General features: G+C 61.6%; 16 protein-coding genes and 1 pseudogene. 10 read left to right on the top strand and 7 right to left on the bottom strand.

The features are described from left to right. Positions 1–223: pseudogene (locus IEY62_RS21520) on the top strand (TasA family protein); the annotation flags it as partial. 102 nt (positions 224–325) lie between these two features. After that, positions 326–793, top strand: coding sequence for a hypothetical protein (locus IEY62_RS21515; protein WP_189021443.1), 468 nt, complete (start codon positions 326–328; stop codon positions 791–793). Between the two features lie 30 nt (positions 794–823). Here IEY62_RS21515 and IEY62_RS21510 read toward each other — a convergent pair whose 3' ends face one another. Beyond that, positions 824–2,383, bottom strand: a complete 1,560-nt coding sequence (locus IEY62_RS21510; RefSeq protein WP_189021442.1) for a glycoside hydrolase family 32 protein — start codon at positions 2,381–2,383, stop codon at positions 824–826. Between the two features lie 326 nt (positions 2,384–2,709). Between IEY62_RS21510 and IEY62_RS21505 the strand changes: the two genes are divergently transcribed. From IEY62_RS21505 to IEY62_RS21480, 6 genes are all read left to right on the top strand, one after another. Further along, positions 2,710–4,146, top strand: coding sequence for a glycoside hydrolase family protein (locus IEY62_RS21505; RefSeq protein ID WP_189021441.1), 1,437 nt, complete (start codon positions 2,710–2,712; stop codon positions 4,144–4,146). Positions 4,147–4,191: 45 nt separating this feature from the next. Next, positions 4,192–5,529: an ABC transporter substrate-binding protein gene (locus IEY62_RS21500; protein WP_189021440.1), complete on the top strand. Its 1,338-nt coding sequence runs from the start codon at positions 4,192–4,194 to the stop codon at positions 5,527–5,529. 47 nt (positions 5,530–5,576) lie between these two features. Continuing rightward, entirely contained in the window at positions 5,577–6,458 is an 882-nt protein-coding gene (locus tag IEY62_RS21495) for a carbohydrate ABC transporter permease (RefSeq protein WP_018779914.1), read from the top strand. Further along, positions 6,455–7,360: a carbohydrate ABC transporter permease gene (locus tag IEY62_RS21490; RefSeq protein WP_189021439.1), complete on the top strand. Its 906-nt coding sequence runs from the start codon at positions 6,455–6,457 to the stop codon at positions 7,358–7,360. The genes IEY62_RS21495 and IEY62_RS21490 overlap by 4 nt, the downstream gene beginning before the upstream one ends. 38 nt (positions 7,361–7,398) lie before the next feature. Beyond that, complete coding sequence (locus IEY62_RS21485) at positions 7,399–8,472, top strand: LacI family DNA-binding transcriptional regulator (RefSeq protein ID WP_189021438.1); 1,074 nt, start codon at positions 7,399–7,401, stop codon at positions 8,470–8,472. 98 nt (positions 8,473–8,570) lie between these two features. Further along, on the top strand, positions 8,571–9,455 hold the full coding sequence (locus IEY62_RS21480; protein ID WP_189021437.1) for an SDR family oxidoreductase: 885 nt from the start codon (positions 8,571–8,573) through the stop codon (positions 9,453–9,455). Positions 9,456–9,744: 289 nt separating this feature from the next. Here IEY62_RS21480 and IEY62_RS21475 read toward each other — a convergent pair whose 3' ends face one another. The 3 genes from IEY62_RS21475 to IEY62_RS21465 form a co-directional block, all read right to left on the bottom strand. Beyond that, entirely contained in the window at positions 9,745–10,203 is a 459-nt protein-coding gene (locus tag IEY62_RS21475; protein WP_189021436.1) for a Clp protease N-terminal domain-containing protein, read from the bottom strand. Between the two features lie 25 nt (positions 10,204–10,228). Further along, positions 10,229–10,432: a helix-turn-helix domain-containing protein gene (locus IEY62_RS21470; protein ID WP_189021435.1), complete on the bottom strand. Its 204-nt coding sequence runs from the start codon at positions 10,430–10,432 to the stop codon at positions 10,229–10,231. 85 nt (positions 10,433–10,517) lie between these two features. Further along, positions 10,518–11,057 (bottom strand): hypothetical protein, encoded by a 540-nt coding sequence (locus IEY62_RS21465; RefSeq protein ID WP_189021434.1) that lies wholly within the window; start codon positions 11,055–11,057, stop codon positions 10,518–10,520. Between the two features lie 220 nt (positions 11,058–11,277). Between IEY62_RS21465 and IEY62_RS21460 the strand changes: the two genes are divergently transcribed. Continuing rightward, on the top strand, positions 11,278–11,772 hold the full coding sequence (locus IEY62_RS21460) for a DUF2306 domain-containing protein (RefSeq protein ID WP_189021433.1): 495 nt from the start codon (positions 11,278–11,280) through the stop codon (positions 11,770–11,772). A 584-nt stretch (positions 11,773–12,356) separates the two neighbouring features. Here IEY62_RS21460 and IEY62_RS21455 read toward each other — a convergent pair. From IEY62_RS21455 to IEY62_RS21445, 3 genes are all read right to left on the bottom strand, one after another. Further along, positions 12,357–12,773, bottom strand: coding sequence for a hypothetical protein (locus IEY62_RS21455; protein ID WP_189021432.1), 417 nt, complete (start codon positions 12,771–12,773; stop codon positions 12,357–12,359). A 5-nt stretch (positions 12,774–12,778) separates the two neighbouring features. Then, the gene (locus IEY62_RS21450) at positions 12,779–13,243 is read right to left on the bottom strand and encodes a DUF3806 domain-containing protein (protein ID WP_189021431.1); all 465 of its coding nucleotides are present in this window, start codon (positions 13,241–13,243) and stop codon (positions 12,779–12,781) included. A gap of 304 nt (positions 13,244–13,547) precedes the next feature. Beyond that, positions 13,548–14,303, bottom strand: coding sequence for a class I SAM-dependent methyltransferase (locus tag IEY62_RS21445; protein WP_189021430.1), 756 nt, complete (start codon positions 14,301–14,303; stop codon positions 13,548–13,550). Between the two features lie 401 nt (positions 14,304–14,704). Between IEY62_RS21445 and IEY62_RS21440 the strand changes: the two genes are divergently transcribed. After that, positions 14,705–14,945 (top strand): SipW-dependent-type signal peptide-containing protein (locus tag IEY62_RS21440; protein WP_229785530.1); only part of this gene is annotated, 241 nt, incomplete at its 3' end.

The following is a 14,945-nucleotide window of genomic DNA, read 5'->3' as shown; positions in this document are numbered from 1 at the left end:
CCCCTACACCTGCGCCGGAACCAAAACCACCGTCCTGGCCAACGGCCCCGTCATCGCAGCGAACAAAACCCTGAACAACCTCACCTCCCTCACCAACGCCAAAACCGACAACCTCAAAGTCACCACCACCTTCCCCACCACCGCCAACGACACCTTCCAAGGCGCCACCTCAACCATCGCCTTCGCCTTCACCGGCACCCAACGCACCGAAACCACCAAATAACACCACCCCCCAAACCCCGGGAACCGGCCCGTCTTGCCCTTCAGGCCGGTTCCCGGCCAGTCCTTGTAATCCACCCCATCGAAACGGAAGTGACAAAGAATCATGAAGGTCAAGCTCATCCTCTGGCGGGTGCCGGCCATATTTCTGGCCGTCCTGCTGATGCTGATGGGCTTTTCGTTGTCGCCGGCCCATGCCCAGTTCCACGGCACCGACAGCGCCGGGATGGCTGTATCCGCAGCCCGGATCCCGGCGCCGGCGGCCAACACCGTTTCCGTGACCAAGAGCTGTGATTCCTTTTTGTGGTTCGGCCAGGCCAAGATCAGTGTGGGAAGCTACACCGCCGTCACGTACGCGAACTACTACGAGCTCAAAGTCATTGATCCTGACGGCGTTGTTCAGTTCACCGGGGATCTGAGCAAGTCGTCCGGCCGGTCCTACAGTTCGGGAATCCAGAGCGTGGGAAGCCTCAGCGGAACGTGGACATACCAGATCCGCGGTTACTACAAGGTTCCCAACTCCACCAACAGCTGGGCAGGCCAGCCCCTGACCGGCACGCTGAACTGCCCCTGAGCCGCAAATCCCCGGTGCCTCGAAGATCGCCTAGATCGGGGTGCCGAACTCGCGGATGGTTATTCCCGTGAAGGTGGCAGGACCGCCGTCGGCGTAGAGGGAAATCCCGGTGTCGCCGTCCGTGAAATGCACCTGTTGCGAAACAACAGTGTGTCCGGAATTCACGAAGACCTCCACACTTTGTGTGTCCACGAAGATGCGCAAGTGGACGGACCGGGCGTTGGCATCGATGGGTGCAGCGGCACGCGTGTACGGTACCAGCGAGTAGCCGGCCAGGTCGGAGGGACTGCGGTCAACGTACAACTCATTGCCGTACTTTCCGATGTTCGTGTGCCGCGTCCCAGCGGCCGAACGGCCTACCGACACCCCAACATTCGCTGCTGCGTCCCAGGCAATATCGAGCTCCAGTTCATAGGCGCGGCCGTTCCATGGCAGGACGGTGCTGCCATTGACAGTACGATCCGGCAGTGTCGTGGTGGCGCTGACATAGCCCTGCAAAGCAGCAACCGGGGCGCTCAACAGGCTGTACCAGCCTCCTGCCTGCCGCTCCAGCCTCAGCTCCCGGACAATCGAGTTTTGCCCGTTGTACCCATCCGATGCGTCGGTGGGAACGTCCCGGGCGGCGTACTTCCAGTTGTTCATCCAGGCAACGGCCAGACGCTTGGTCTCCGGTGCTTCCACGGCCGGCCACGTCACCCCGGCATACCAATCCCAGCCCCAATCCAACCACTGCGGCGTGAGGTCATCGGCAATGAAGGCCGAGCCATTCCATGAGCCCGTCCAGTAGGCATACGTCATGGGCAAGCCCACGCTGTAGGCATCCATGCTCGCGGCGAAGATCCAATGCCGGGTGCCATCGCCTGCAGTCATTTCAAACAGGTCCGGGCACTCGATCCCGCCCAGTGCGTGGTTGGGATAGTCGAAGTTTGATTTCCACTGCCAATCCCGCAGGTTCGCGGAGGTGTAGAAGGCTGCGTAGCGGGCACGGCCGATGACGCACACCCACTCACTGCGTGCCGCGTCCCAATGGATCTTGGGATCGCGGAACCACTCAGCGTTGTCGATCTCGGCCTGGGTCGTGGCGGTCCGGCCATCGGTGTTCACGATCACCGGATCCGGCAGGGCCGTGAAGGTGAAGCCACCGTCGGTGGACCAATACAGGTATTGCTCCTGGTACTTGCGGATTCCGTCGGTCGGCTTTGTGGCCAGTACGACCACGGCTCCCGCACCAAAGCCTGCCGTGTTGGCCGTATCCACCACCCCTGACCCGGACCATACGGGGAAGTTCGGTTGGAGTGGCAAGACGGCGCCGTGGTGGGTGAAGGACACCGCATCTGTGGTGGTGGCGTGGTCCCAGCCACCCTGGCCGTTGTTGATGCTGGAGTGCAGGTAGTAGAGCTGGTAGCCGCCGTTTGTGTACACCGGCCGCTGGGGATCGCACAACCAGCCTGAAGGTGGAGTCATGTGATAGACCGCCCGTTGGGAGGTAGCGGCTTGGGCGGCGCCGGTGGCGGCGCCGCCCATCAGCAGGGCCAGGGCGCCGGCACCGGTGCCTTGCAGGAGTGTTCGTCGTGGAAATTCGGGCGTCATGAAGTGGTTTCCTCTCAAGCATTCATTGGTTGAGAACGCGGTGGCGGCGCGGGCACGTCTATGCATCCGGGCACGCCAAAGTGCGCCTTCAAAGGAGCTGGATTACTTCGTCCGGAGCGCGTGAGCCCAGATGTCCGCTCGGCGTCGAGGGGACGTGGGTATGCCTTCGGTAGGAAGGACGTTAGCGGCCCTGGCCTCAGCTGGTCAAGCGTTTTAGCGTAGAAAAATTCTCCGCAGATTAATTTTGCTAAAACGCTTGATCAACTGACACTTCCACGCTAGCTTTCTAGTGATCAAACGCTTTAGCAGAATGGACATCAGCGCAGATGAAACGCTCAGTCTTCTTCCAACCCGCCGACGGCTGGGTCGGCGACCTTATCCCCTTCGAGAAAGACGGGGAGTTCTGGCTCTTCTACCTCCATGAAGTCCGGTCCCAGCCGAAACCAGGCACATCATGGAACCTCATCACCACCAAGGACCTCACCCAGTTCGAGGACCACGGCGTTGCCCTACCGCACGGAACCGAAACAGAACCGGACTTCAACGCCTACACGGGCAGCGTCGTCGTCGATGACACCGGCGTCCACCACCTGTTCTACACCGGTCAGAACCCCCGCAACCTGGGCATCGACGGCGCGCCGCTCCAACTGGTCATGCACGCCACCAGCACCGACGGCATGCAGAGCTGGACCAAGCACCCCGAGCTCACCTTCGGCGCTCCGGATGGGTACGAGTCCGGGGACTGGCGTGATCCCTTCGTCTTCAGGGATGAAGCCAAAGGCCAGTGGCGGATGCTGCTCGCTGCACGGCATTCGGAAGGACCCGAGCGGCGCCGCGGCGTCATCGCCCAGTGTGTCTCCACGGACCTGATGACCTGGGAGCACACCGAACCTTTCTGGGACCCACGCCGTTACATCACGCACGAATGCCCCGACGTTTTCCAGTGGGGTGACTGGTGGTACATGGTCTACTCGGAATTCTCGGAGTCATTCACCACCCGGTACCGGATGGCCAAGAGCCCCGATGGTCCGTGGACCGTGCCGGCACTGGACACCATCGACGGCCGCGCGTTCTATGCCTCCAAGACCGCCGCCCGCGACGGACGCCGCTTCTTCTTCGGATGGATCGCCAGCAAGGAAGGCAACAAGGACCACGGCCCTTGGGAATGGGCCGGCACCATGTCCGTCCTGGAGGCCCGACAAAATCCGGATGGCACCCTCGGGTTCTCCTTCGCGGATGAACTGGTGGAGAGCTTTTGGGAAGACGTGCCCGTGTCGCTGGCGGCCAATCTGCCGGCATCGTTGGACGTACCCGACGGCTACACCGCCCAGGTTTCCCGGGAAGAGCTACCCTCGCAGTTCTACGCCAAAGCCGTGCTGGACATTGGGCCGGACACCACCGAATGCGGTCTGCTCCTGCGGGCAAGCCACGACGGCGACCAGTCCTACATCCTGCGCCTGGAACCCAAGCGCGGCCGCCTCGTCTTTGATCGATGGCCCCGCGCCATCACCGGGGACGCCCAATGGCATGTTTCCGGGGACGTCCCCTTCGACATCGAGCTGGAACGCCCCTGCAACCTCACCCCCGGCGAGCACCTTCTTGAGGTGATTGTCGACGGCGACACTTGCGTCGCCGTCGTCGACCGCCAGGTTGCGCTCAGCGCCCGGATCTACGACCTGACAGCGGGACGGATCGGCGTCTTCGCCGGTGAAGGCTCCGTCACCGTCACTGAACTCGAAATCCGTCAACGCACCGAAAACTAAGCACCCCAACCCCAACCTCTGTTCCAATCAAGGGAGATTGCCGCAATGAAAAAACTACTCCGCGTTGCCGCCGTCGCAGCCGCAGCCGCACTGGCATTGACAGCCTGCGGCGGTGGAGGAAACACCGCCGACCCTGCCAACGTCAGCCCCACCGGCGAGATCAAACCCCGTGAAATCTCGTGGCTGCTCTCCAGGCCGGCCGACGGCGCAGTCATCAACATCATGAAGAAACTCGCCGATGACTACGCCAAGGACCACCCCGGCTTCGCACTCAACCTCATCACCACGCCGGACCGGCCGTCCTACATCCAGAAGCTTGAAACCCTGGCCGCAGCGAACAAGCTTCCGGAACTGTTCGATACGGATGCCACCCCCTTCGCACAGCAACTCGCGAAGCAAGGCAAGATGGTGGACGCCGACAAGCTGCTGAAGTCCTTGAACCTCTACGACAACTACCGCCCCGGGGCCTTGGACTACCAACGGTTCGACGACGGCTCCCTCTACATGATTCCGTTCCAATTCGAGCTGGAATTCATGTGGTACAACAAAGCCCTCCTGGAGAAGGCCGGGGTCTCTGTCCCGAAGTCCCTCGATGACGTCCCGGCCATGTGCACGGCATTGAGGAAGGCCGGGATCACCCCGATCGCCATCGATGGACAGGACCAGTGGCCGCTGGAACGCTACGTCGCGTACCAGCCCTTCCGCGAAGCCGGCCCTGATTTCGTCCAGAAACTGAAGAAGGGCGAGGCATCATTCTCCGACGCGGCGGGGCAAAAGACCGTCAAGTGGATGGCGGAGCTCGGCAAGGCCAATTGCTTCCAGGACGGGTTCTCCTCACAGGGATACTCGGATGCGCAAAACCAGTTCACGTCCGGCCAGGCAGCCATGTACAACATCGGAACGTGGGAGTTGCCAAGCCTTGCCACGGACAAGCTGAACCCGGCAGTCCGGGACAACATCGATTTCTTCACCCTTCCCACCACTGAAGGGGCCGTGACCGCGGCCAACGAATTCGTCTCACCGTCCGGCATTGGCATGGCCGTGAACTCGAAGACCTACGATCCATTGGTCAGCGACTTCCTGAAGTTCGCCCTTGAAAAGTACCCGGCCGAGTACGCCGCCACCGGAGCCCTGTCCCCCACCACCGATGTGCAGACCGCAATCCCCGCCAACGCCACGCCGCTCTATAAGAAAGCCCTGGAAACGGCCAACGACCTCGGGGACAAGCAGACCATGCCGTGGGATACGCAGTTGGACCCGACCACCAACGGCAGGCTCCAGCAAGAGCTGGTCCTGCTCGTCCAGGGCGACATCACGCCCGAACAGTTCACCAGCACCATGAACGACGCCATCAAGCAGAACGCGCCCAAGTTCTTCAAGTAAACGTAGCAGCGGGGGGTCGCAAGGCCCCCCGCCCGAAAGGCCCCGCCATGCTTCCCAACCGGTCAAGGACGTCCGTCCTGGTCTTCCTGCTCCCTCCACTGCTGCTGTACTGCGCAGCCGTCCTGTTCCCCATCCTGCAATCCTTGTTTCTTAGCTTCTTTTCCTGGAATGGCATCAGCGACATGGAGTTCGTGGGACTCCAGAACTACGTCCGGATGCTCACCGCCGATGACGTTTTCTGGCGCTCCTTCTTCAACGCACTCCTGTATCTGGCCATCTGCCTGGTCCTGCAACTGGGCGGCGCCCTTGTTGTCGCCAGCCTGTTGACCTCACTGCGCCGCGGCAGGGAACTCATCAAGACCCTGTACCTTCTGCCCGCGGTCATCTCCACGGTGGCGATCGCCTTCCTGTTCGTGCGCATATACTCCATTGATCCCGTTGGCCTGCTCAACCAGCTCCTGCACTGGGTGGGACTCGGTTCCTTTGAACGCGCCTGGCTCTCCGATGTGAATACCGTGCTGGCCGCAGTTTCCGCCCCCGAGGGGTGGCGGTTCACCGGGCTCTACATGCTCATCATCTACGCCGCACTGATCGCCGTGCCCAAGGAACTGGAAGAAGCGGCAGTCCTGGATGGCGCCTCCAAGTGGACCCTCTTCACCAAGATCCGCTTCCCGTACATCCGCCCGGTCTGGATCACCACCACCATCATGGCCACCACCTACGGCCTGCGCGGGTTCGACATCCCCTACCTCATGACCAACGGCGGTCCCGGCCAGTCCTCCGAGTTGCTCACCACGTACATGTACAAGACGGCATTCACCAGTACGGACTTTGGCTACGCAAGCACCATCTCCGTGTTCATCGTGATCGAGTGCCTCGTCGCCGTCGGCCTCATCCTTTTCATGCTCAAGCGGAAGGCAGACTCATGATCGCCCAGACAGCCCCGGCTACCCACTCACCTGCGGCCCCGCCGTCGCCGGCTGTGCCCAAGCGGCGACGCCGCAAGCCGAGCCTGTACCGGACGCTTTCGCGGGTCCTGATCCTGCTCATCGTGATCGTCCAGGTGTACCCGTTGGCCTGGCTGTTCCTGACAAGCCTCCGCACGGAACAGGACTTCGCCACCGGAGACCCATTCGCGCTGCCAGGTTCATTGACATGGGACAACTACGCCAGGGCCTTCGAAACAGGTGACCTCGGCCGGAACATCCTGAACAGCTTCATAGTGACCATGGGCGCCAACCTTCTCATTGTCCTGTTCGGCATGATGGCCGCCTACGCCATCCAGGTCCTGGGATTCCGATTCAGCCGCTTCGTTCGGGGCCTGTTCCTGGTGGGAATCATTGTTCCGGTCCAGATCGCACTCGTGCCCTTGTTCATCGACTACTCCACCGTGAATCTCCTGGACACCTACCAGTCCATGATCATCCCCCTGGCCGGTTTCGCCCTGCCCATGTCCATCTACCTGTTCTCGTCCTTCTTCGAGTACATTCCCCGCGAAACCTATGAAGCTGCCTCCCTGGATGGTGCCGGGCCCTACCGGATATTCGGACTGATCACCCTGCCCCTGTCACTGAACACCGTGGTGACCGTGGTGCTGGTCAACAGCATCTTCATTTGGAACGACTTCATTTTCGCCAACACCTTTGTCCTCTCCGAGGACCTCAAGACCATTCCCCTGGGACTGCAGAACTACATCGGAGCCATGGGCAAGGTGGACTGGACGGCAACATTCGCTGCTGTGTGCGTGACCATCACACCATTGCTGCTGGTCTTCCTGGTGCTGAACAAGGCCATGATCCAGGGCCTGGAGAGCGGGGCGACCAAGGGATGACGACCACAGCGGATGGATATACTCCTGATGGAGGACAGATGATTTCGCAGGAGAAAAATTCAGGCAGCGCGGCCGACGTTCCAGGCATCACCGACCGCGCCCATCCGGTCACCCTCCGTGAAGTTGCTGAAGCAGCCGGTGTTTCAACGGCAACAGTTTCGCTGGTCATCAACAAAAAGAAGAACGCCCGCATCGCGGCTGACACCCGCAAACGCGTCCAGGAGGCCATCCGGCAACTGGGCTACCGGCCCAATGCGATGGCAAAGAACCTGGTCAGCGGAACCTCCAAGTTCATCGGGCTCGTAGCTGACGGCGTAGCCACCACCCCGTTCGCGGGCCAGATCATTCATGGCGCCCAGGACGAAGCCTGGAAGCACGGCTACGCCCTGCTGATCGCCAATACCGAGGGCAACGTGGATCTGGAAAAGGACGCGATCGCCATGATGCTCGAGTACAAGGTCCGCGGCATCCTGTACTCAACCTGGTTCCACCGTGCTACAGAAGTGCCGGAGACCCTGCGTGAATCCGACTTCGTCCTGGTCAACTGTTTTTCGCCGGATTCGTTGACGTCCCGCGCCGTCGTCCCGGACGAGGCGCAGGGCGGGAAGTCGGCCACGGAGATCCTGTTGCGCGGCGGGCATCGTCGTATCGCCTTCATCAATACCACCACCCCTGCTCCAGCCAAGGACGGACGGCTCCAGGGCTACCGGGACGCGTTGGAAGCGGAGGGAATTGCTTTCGATCCGGAGCTGGTATTGGAGGCCTACCCGGATCAGGAAGGTGGCTACGGCGCCACCGGGGAGCTGCTCAAGCTCAACGTTTCGGCCGTTTACTGCTACAACGACCGTATGGCCATGGGCCTTTATGACGGTCTGAGGGAGAACGGGCTCTCCATCCCGGAGGACATCGCCGTAGTTGGTTTCGATAACCAGGAAGTCATTGCCGCACACCTGAGGCCGCCGCTCTCCACCGTTTCCCTGCCCCACTATGAGCTCGGCGCGGCAGGCGTCCGTATGCTTCTGGGTCTGGACCGGCCCTCCGGTGAAGGCCCCGTGAAAATCGCGTGCCCCGCTGTGGAGCGCGCTTCCGTGGCGGTGCACTCGGCAGCTTGATCCGGCCGGTTTGGCAGAGACACCCCCACATGCCTAGGCTTGAATCATAAGCTTACTTAGCTTTTCGTGTTCCATGCCAAAGCAACCGGAGGACCACCATGACTGACCAGTACACCTTCCGCAACCCAGTCACTGCCTACGAGCAGATCTCCCCGCCAAAGCAGCACCAGCCCGAACCCGGCCTCGACGCCGAGCTCACACCCAAGGCAGACCTCGGCGAGGAAAGCTACCGCGGCACCGGACGCCTCGAGGGCCGCAAGGCCATCGTCACCGGCGCCGACTCGGGAATCGGCGCAGCCACCGCCATCGCCTTCGCGCGCGAGGGTGCCGACGTCGTACTGTCCTACCTCCCCGAGGAAGAAGAGGACGCCGCGCGGATCGCCGGGCTCATCGAAGCCGCCGGCCGCAAGGCCGTGAAAGTCCCCGGTGACCTCAAGGACTCCGCGACCTGCCAGGAAGTGGTGGACACCGCCGTCGCGGTTTTGGGCGGCGTGGACATCCTGGTCAACAACGCAGGCAAGCAGGTTGCCCAGGAAGACCTCGCCGACATCACGGACGAACAATTCGACCACACGCAGAAGACCAATGTGTACGCAATGTTCTGGCTGACAAAGGCGGCACTCCCGCACCTGCCGGCCGGCTCCACCATCATCAACACCACGTCCATCCAGGCGTACAACCCGTCGCCCACTTTGGTGGACTACGCCACCACCAAGGCGAGCATCAACAACTTCACCAAGGGACTCGCCCAGCAGCTCGCCCCCAAGGGCATCCGCGTCAATGCTGTAGCACCCGGACCGATCTGGACTCCCCTGCAGGTCAGCAGCGGCCAGCCCAAGGAGGAGCTCCCTGAGTTCGGCCAGTCCACTCCCCTTGGCCGCGCCGGGCAACCGGCCGAGCTGGCGCCCGCCTACGTGTTCNCGGAATCCAGCTATGTCGTCGGCGAGACCCTCAACGTCAACGGCGGCAGCCCCACGCCATAGGCGCCCCTGGCACCATCACGACGGCGACGCCTCCACACGCTGGGGCGTCGCCGTCGTCGTCCCAGCCGCGCAGCCCTCGCGTCAGGGCCGGACAGCACTTCTGGGAGATGCGTCCGGCCCTGCGCCGCGGATCCATTGGGCAGCACCGGCCGACGAGGGGGGTCATGGGCCGTTGCTTGGATCCGCTGGATACAGTAAATGCCCACCGGCGGGCAATGACACGAGTAGTTTGTACTCGCTTTTTTGATCCCCGGGAGACACCCGCTACTTGGACCCCCTCACCGCGGAACTACTGTGACAGCAGCCGTTCGCGTACAGCTTGGCGGTCTACTTTGAGCTCCTTGAGGAGGGCAGACACGGGGTCGAGTTCCTCCCGTCCCAGGAGGGAGATCAAAAGGCTCGAAGCGGTGATCTTCCGGGATTTTTGTTCCACGGCCGATTTCACCATGCTTGCCATGACTTCCTTGGCTCCGGAGCTGAACGGCGGCTTCCTTCCGCGGGTTGGCATGGCCACCCGCACAGGATCCTTGCTTTTGAAGCCGATTGCCTCCAAGGCAGAAGCATCAAGCCGCGCCGCCGCCTTCCGCGCATCGTCCAGGGAGACGCCCAGGACCTCGGCCGGGCCGCGTTCATGAAGCGCCCCCAGGAGCAGGTGCTCCGTTCCCATTCGCTTGTCGCCCAGACTGCGCGCTTCCTCCATGGCATACCCGACGATCCGGCGGGTGTCTTGGGTAAATTGCTCAAACATTGCCCAACTCATTCCCTGTATTTGGTCATTCCCTGTATTTGGCGTGGACCGATTGCCGAGAAACGCCTAAAGCGTCACCGATCTGCTCCCACGTCCAGCCTTGCTCGCGTGCTGCCCGGACGTGGACGGCTTCCACTTGCTCGGCCAGGCGATGAAGGGCACCCACGGCCCGCAATCCAACTGCGGGGTTGGTGGAGTGGATCTGCGAGGACAGTTCATCGGCTTCCATGCTGTCAGGCTAGGCTTACAGGAGTCAGGGTGTCAATGCAGACTGACAACTAATTTATGCGCAGTTAAGACCACAGGACGGAGGGCTACGAGCGCGGCGTCGGCATCCCCGGCGTTTCTGCCTGAGGCGTTTCCTGCAGTGCCACGGACGCCGAAACCGCTGCAGGCTTCAGCCGCAAAACGCGGACGGCCTGCACGATGACGAAGACTTGCAAAGCGATCACCATGTAGCCCTGCAGCCTGCCAGTAGTCGCCAAATTGTCGACAATCGATACGGCGTCGAGGATAAGACTGAAACCCGTTACGACCAAGGCAACAACAAGGGGTGCCTTTAAAGTTGTGCCCTTCGTAGCGAGGTTCCACACTCCGACGCCGAGCAGGGCGAGAATGAACAAGATGCCGAGGGCCACGCCGATGAAAAGTTCGATTCTCTCGCCCTCGGTGATCAAGGCCAGGTACCTGCCGTAGGTGGCAAATGCCACTATCACTTGAATGACGTTAAAAACCGCAACGATAATCAGCATGATTCCAATACCCTTGCGCCCCTTGCGGGATATTCCGGCGTTGTCAGCCGAAGCTGCCTCCCCGGGTGGCAGGTCAGCAGGACGCGGAATTTGAAGGCTCATACAGGTTCCCTTTAAGAATGCAGGGAGTACCCAGTGCGCCCCCGTCGAGAACAATGTAACAGCCGCCGTGGGCACTGGGTTGAGCACATCGTTGAATGCAGTCATTCGTTACTGGACGGTGGTTTCGAAATCATCGGTTTCGAAATCATCGGCATCCGGGAAAACGGAACCTGCCGCCTGCGTGGTGCACCGCCGAACCGTGAGTCGCTAGGCTGACCGTATGCCCTCGCCGTGGACTTTCTTGATCGCCCTGCACGCCATCGCAGCGGGCTATGCCCTGATCTTCGGCGCCGTGAACCTGCTTCGCCGCAACAAAGGCAGCGCAGCACACAAGATCCTGGGCCGAATCTGGGCGGTAGCCATGTACGTCGTCGTCCTCACCTCGTTCGGGATCCGGACCATCGACGGCGGCTTCAACTGGCTCCATGCCCTCTCCGCGCTGACGTTCTGCACCCTGACCATGGGCCTGTGGTCTGTCCGCAAGGGCAACATCCGGGCACACCAGCGCTTCATGACCGGAAGTTACTTCGGTCTCCTGGGTGCGTTCATCGGCGTCGTCGCTGTGCCGAATCGGCGGCTCCCCCAGATGGCCATCCACGACTTCGTCGGCTTGAGCCTCTGGGTGGCAGCGCTGGCTCTCACCGCAGGGGTGACCATCGCCGGGCTGATGCCCGTTCGCCGGAAATCCACGCCCGGGATCAGCATCCGGCAGTAGCACAAGACAGCGTCCCGCCATTTTCAATAACATAAACGTGCGCCCGCTGGTGGACCTCCAGCACCGGGCGGCCCAGCCACGGCCACACCCGCACAAAAGCCGATCGACCAGACCGACCAACGAGAAACGAATATGGAACTTTTTGACGCCCCCACTGTAGTGATCCCTGCCGTCCTTTTAGTGCACATCACAGGCGTGATAATCGTAGCGGCGTCGGCTGCCGGCCTGGCGATTTCTCTGTTTACGGTGGTGATGGCCGTGCACTTAACACGAACAACATGGGGACTAACGCAAAACTGGCGAAACAAAGAGCCATTCCTCGGCAGCAGCAATAAGGTTCGTGGCACTTTGAAGGCAGGCGCCGTCGCAGCCCGGCCCCTACTCGTGGCGGCAGGGCAGAAGATCAGCCAGTTAAGGTCCCACAAACCTCAGTAGTTTCGGTTACATTCACGCGCGCCAGCACTCATTCTTCTCATGGGGCACGCCCGCCCGCCCGCACGCGGCGTAGGAGGCCCGCTTTGATGCGTTCTGTCCGCTCACATCGACCCGCACAGCATCATGCTCGGCTGTCGCCGCTGTGCAAATCAGGGTTCTGCGCCATCCGGGCCGGCCCCGGAACGCAGGGCTCTCGCCGAGTCCTCGAGCCCGGCCTTCCGCGTCCGGCGTCGCACCAGGAATGCAGAAACAGCAAAAGTACCCAGTGTCGCTACCCCACCCACAACTGCGCCGATCCACGCTCCAGCCACCAGTCCAGTCCCCCTCAGGTCCAGTCCCCGGCCACCAGCGAAATACGCGTCATAGGGCGGCGGAAAAATGGCCAACGCTACCGTGCCACCGAAAGCAAAGAAGGCAATACAGCCAAGAATTCCGGCGACCAGATACCGGTGCATCCACCGTCTCGACAGCTTGGCGTGGATGAGCGCTCCGGCAATGACCAACAGCACGGCAGGAGCGGCGGCAAGCACGCAGAACAGGATGCGTTCCAGGTGGTTGTAGTCCACGTTGACTAGCCGCGTCCGCCGAACTGCTTGTAGACAGCGCCGGCCAGCACCGGAATGAAGTCGCCGTCCTCGCCCAGCGCCCACCGCTTCTCGACGGCGTTCAAGGGATAGACCAGCATGTTGTTCTGATCGGCATGCAGCGCCATTTCACGACCCAGGGAGTCCTCGGCAATGACCCACCGCAGCGGTGTCGTCCGTACCAGCAGCTCCCCGTAGGCGACGCCGGCCGCGTTGCAATATGGCTCCTGGAGCTCCGCATGCGTCCCCTCGGGCGAGGTCTGCCAAGTAGCATAGACGAGCTCGTAGAAATCACCCACGCTGCGAGGGTCTTCAAGATTTACTTCCGCCTGGTCTGCCAACTTTATGTGGTTGGCCAGGAACGCCTTGTGCTCGTCGCTGAGCTCGGAATATACCGGGCGCTCCACGTCCTCGATCGGAATGGCGGCAGTCCTCTTCCTAAAAAATCCCATGCCGCACAGCTAACCAGCTTTTGGCCTCACCTGCCGAATCGGTCTCTCACGGCCACAGACAGCATGGTTCAGCTCCGGATAACCTTCCACAAGGTTGCAGTCGCCCGCCAAATTGTCACTCCTCGTCCGCCAACACATCCCGGCCCCCGCTGGACCATAAAGTTGTACGGTGCGCTTCAGGCACGGAGTAGTCCGTTGATGACGCGATGGCCGCCACCGATGCCCGCTCGTCGCTGAAGGGTTCATTCAGACCGGCCTCATGACCGATGGCGTTGCCGATCGGTCTCTGCCGAGAGCCGGGTACCTATATCTTGCTCGCGACCACCATGTAGTTCTCGGCCTCAAGATCGAACGTGCTCACTTCCGTCCGGAGTCCTGCCCGGTGCAGTTCGAGTTCAAGTTCCTCGTAACGATAGGGCCAGCAGGACAGCAGCTCCGAGCGCACAAGAACCAGCCCAGAGGCATCAACTTGGGCGACCGCAATCTCGATGTGATGCTCATCCTCCCAACGCGGCGCAATCTCCCAGCGGTAGACCACGACGGCATCGCGGCCGTCCCGCCGGACGAGTCGGTCCCAGATGTCCAGCCGGGAACCTCTTGACCTCACGAGTTCCCAAGTGCGGGATGTGAGCACCAAGTGCCCGCCGGGACGCAGAAGCCGTGACATCGACTCCAGCGCAGCACCCCTCCCTGCCGCACCCGCGGCATGGTGAAGCGAGTTGCCAACGCAGAACACCATATCGAACGTGGCGTCCTCAAAATGGACGGGCAACTCTTCCCAGCTCGCCTGCACAGCCCGGACGGAAGTCCCGAACTCCTCAGATAACTCTGAAGTCCGGCGAACCATCGCTTCGCTGGCGTCAGTTGCAACAACCTGCATGCCACGACCGGCGAGGCCAACCGCCAACTGTCCAGTTCCGCACGAACAGTCGAGGACGTGAGCGTTCGACGGCAGAAGACTGAGGACGTCATCGAACGACGCAGCGAACTCAGCGGGAGGCAACTTTGCATCCGAGATGAGCCATTCGTAAACCTCGGCAAGCACGTCATATCCGGTCACAACCACTACCTCCGTCACGCAGCAGACTCACGTCGGGACGACAGTCCATCAACGGAGCAGGCCGGGCACTAATTTTGAAAGGATAACCTGTCCCCGCAAGCCCCGGATAGCACGGGCTGATCCACCCGCTCATTCGCCGTGTCCGGAACTATCCATACGTCCTGACCTGCTACGCAACGTGCCCAGTAAAGGCTAAGAGGGGTGCTTGTCAGGGGCCCGTCATGGTACTCAAACCAAGGATTTTGCCGGTGTGGTTTTCTTGAGGTTTTCCTGAGGAAGTGTTGCGGGTTTGCAGGGTTGGTTCTTGATCCAGGCCCGGCAAAGTCGTTCTTGTCAGCCACACAGGCTGAGGAAACGGCCGGCCGGTCTCACGGTGGCCCCACGAAAGGACACTGATCCCCATGGCCATCAGCCTCAAAACCACCTCCGGCAAAATCCTCGCCTCCGTCGCACTGGTCGGCACCGCAGCCGCCGTCGCCGGCATGGGAACCTACGGCGCGTTCACCTCCTCCACCTCCGCCTCCCAAGCCGTCACCGCAGGCACCGTCACCATCGCCCTGGGCGCCCCCGGACCAGCCAACACCCTCAACGTCCCCATCGCCGGGCTGCTCCCCGGCGACAAAGTCGAAAAACTCGTCACCC

Source organism: Paenarthrobacter histidinolovorans (genome assembly GCF_014647595.1).
Lineage (GTDB): Bacteria > Actinomycetota > Actinomycetes > Actinomycetales > Micrococcaceae > Arthrobacter > Arthrobacter histidinolovorans.
This window is presented reverse-complemented; position numbering and strand designations above follow the sequence as displayed.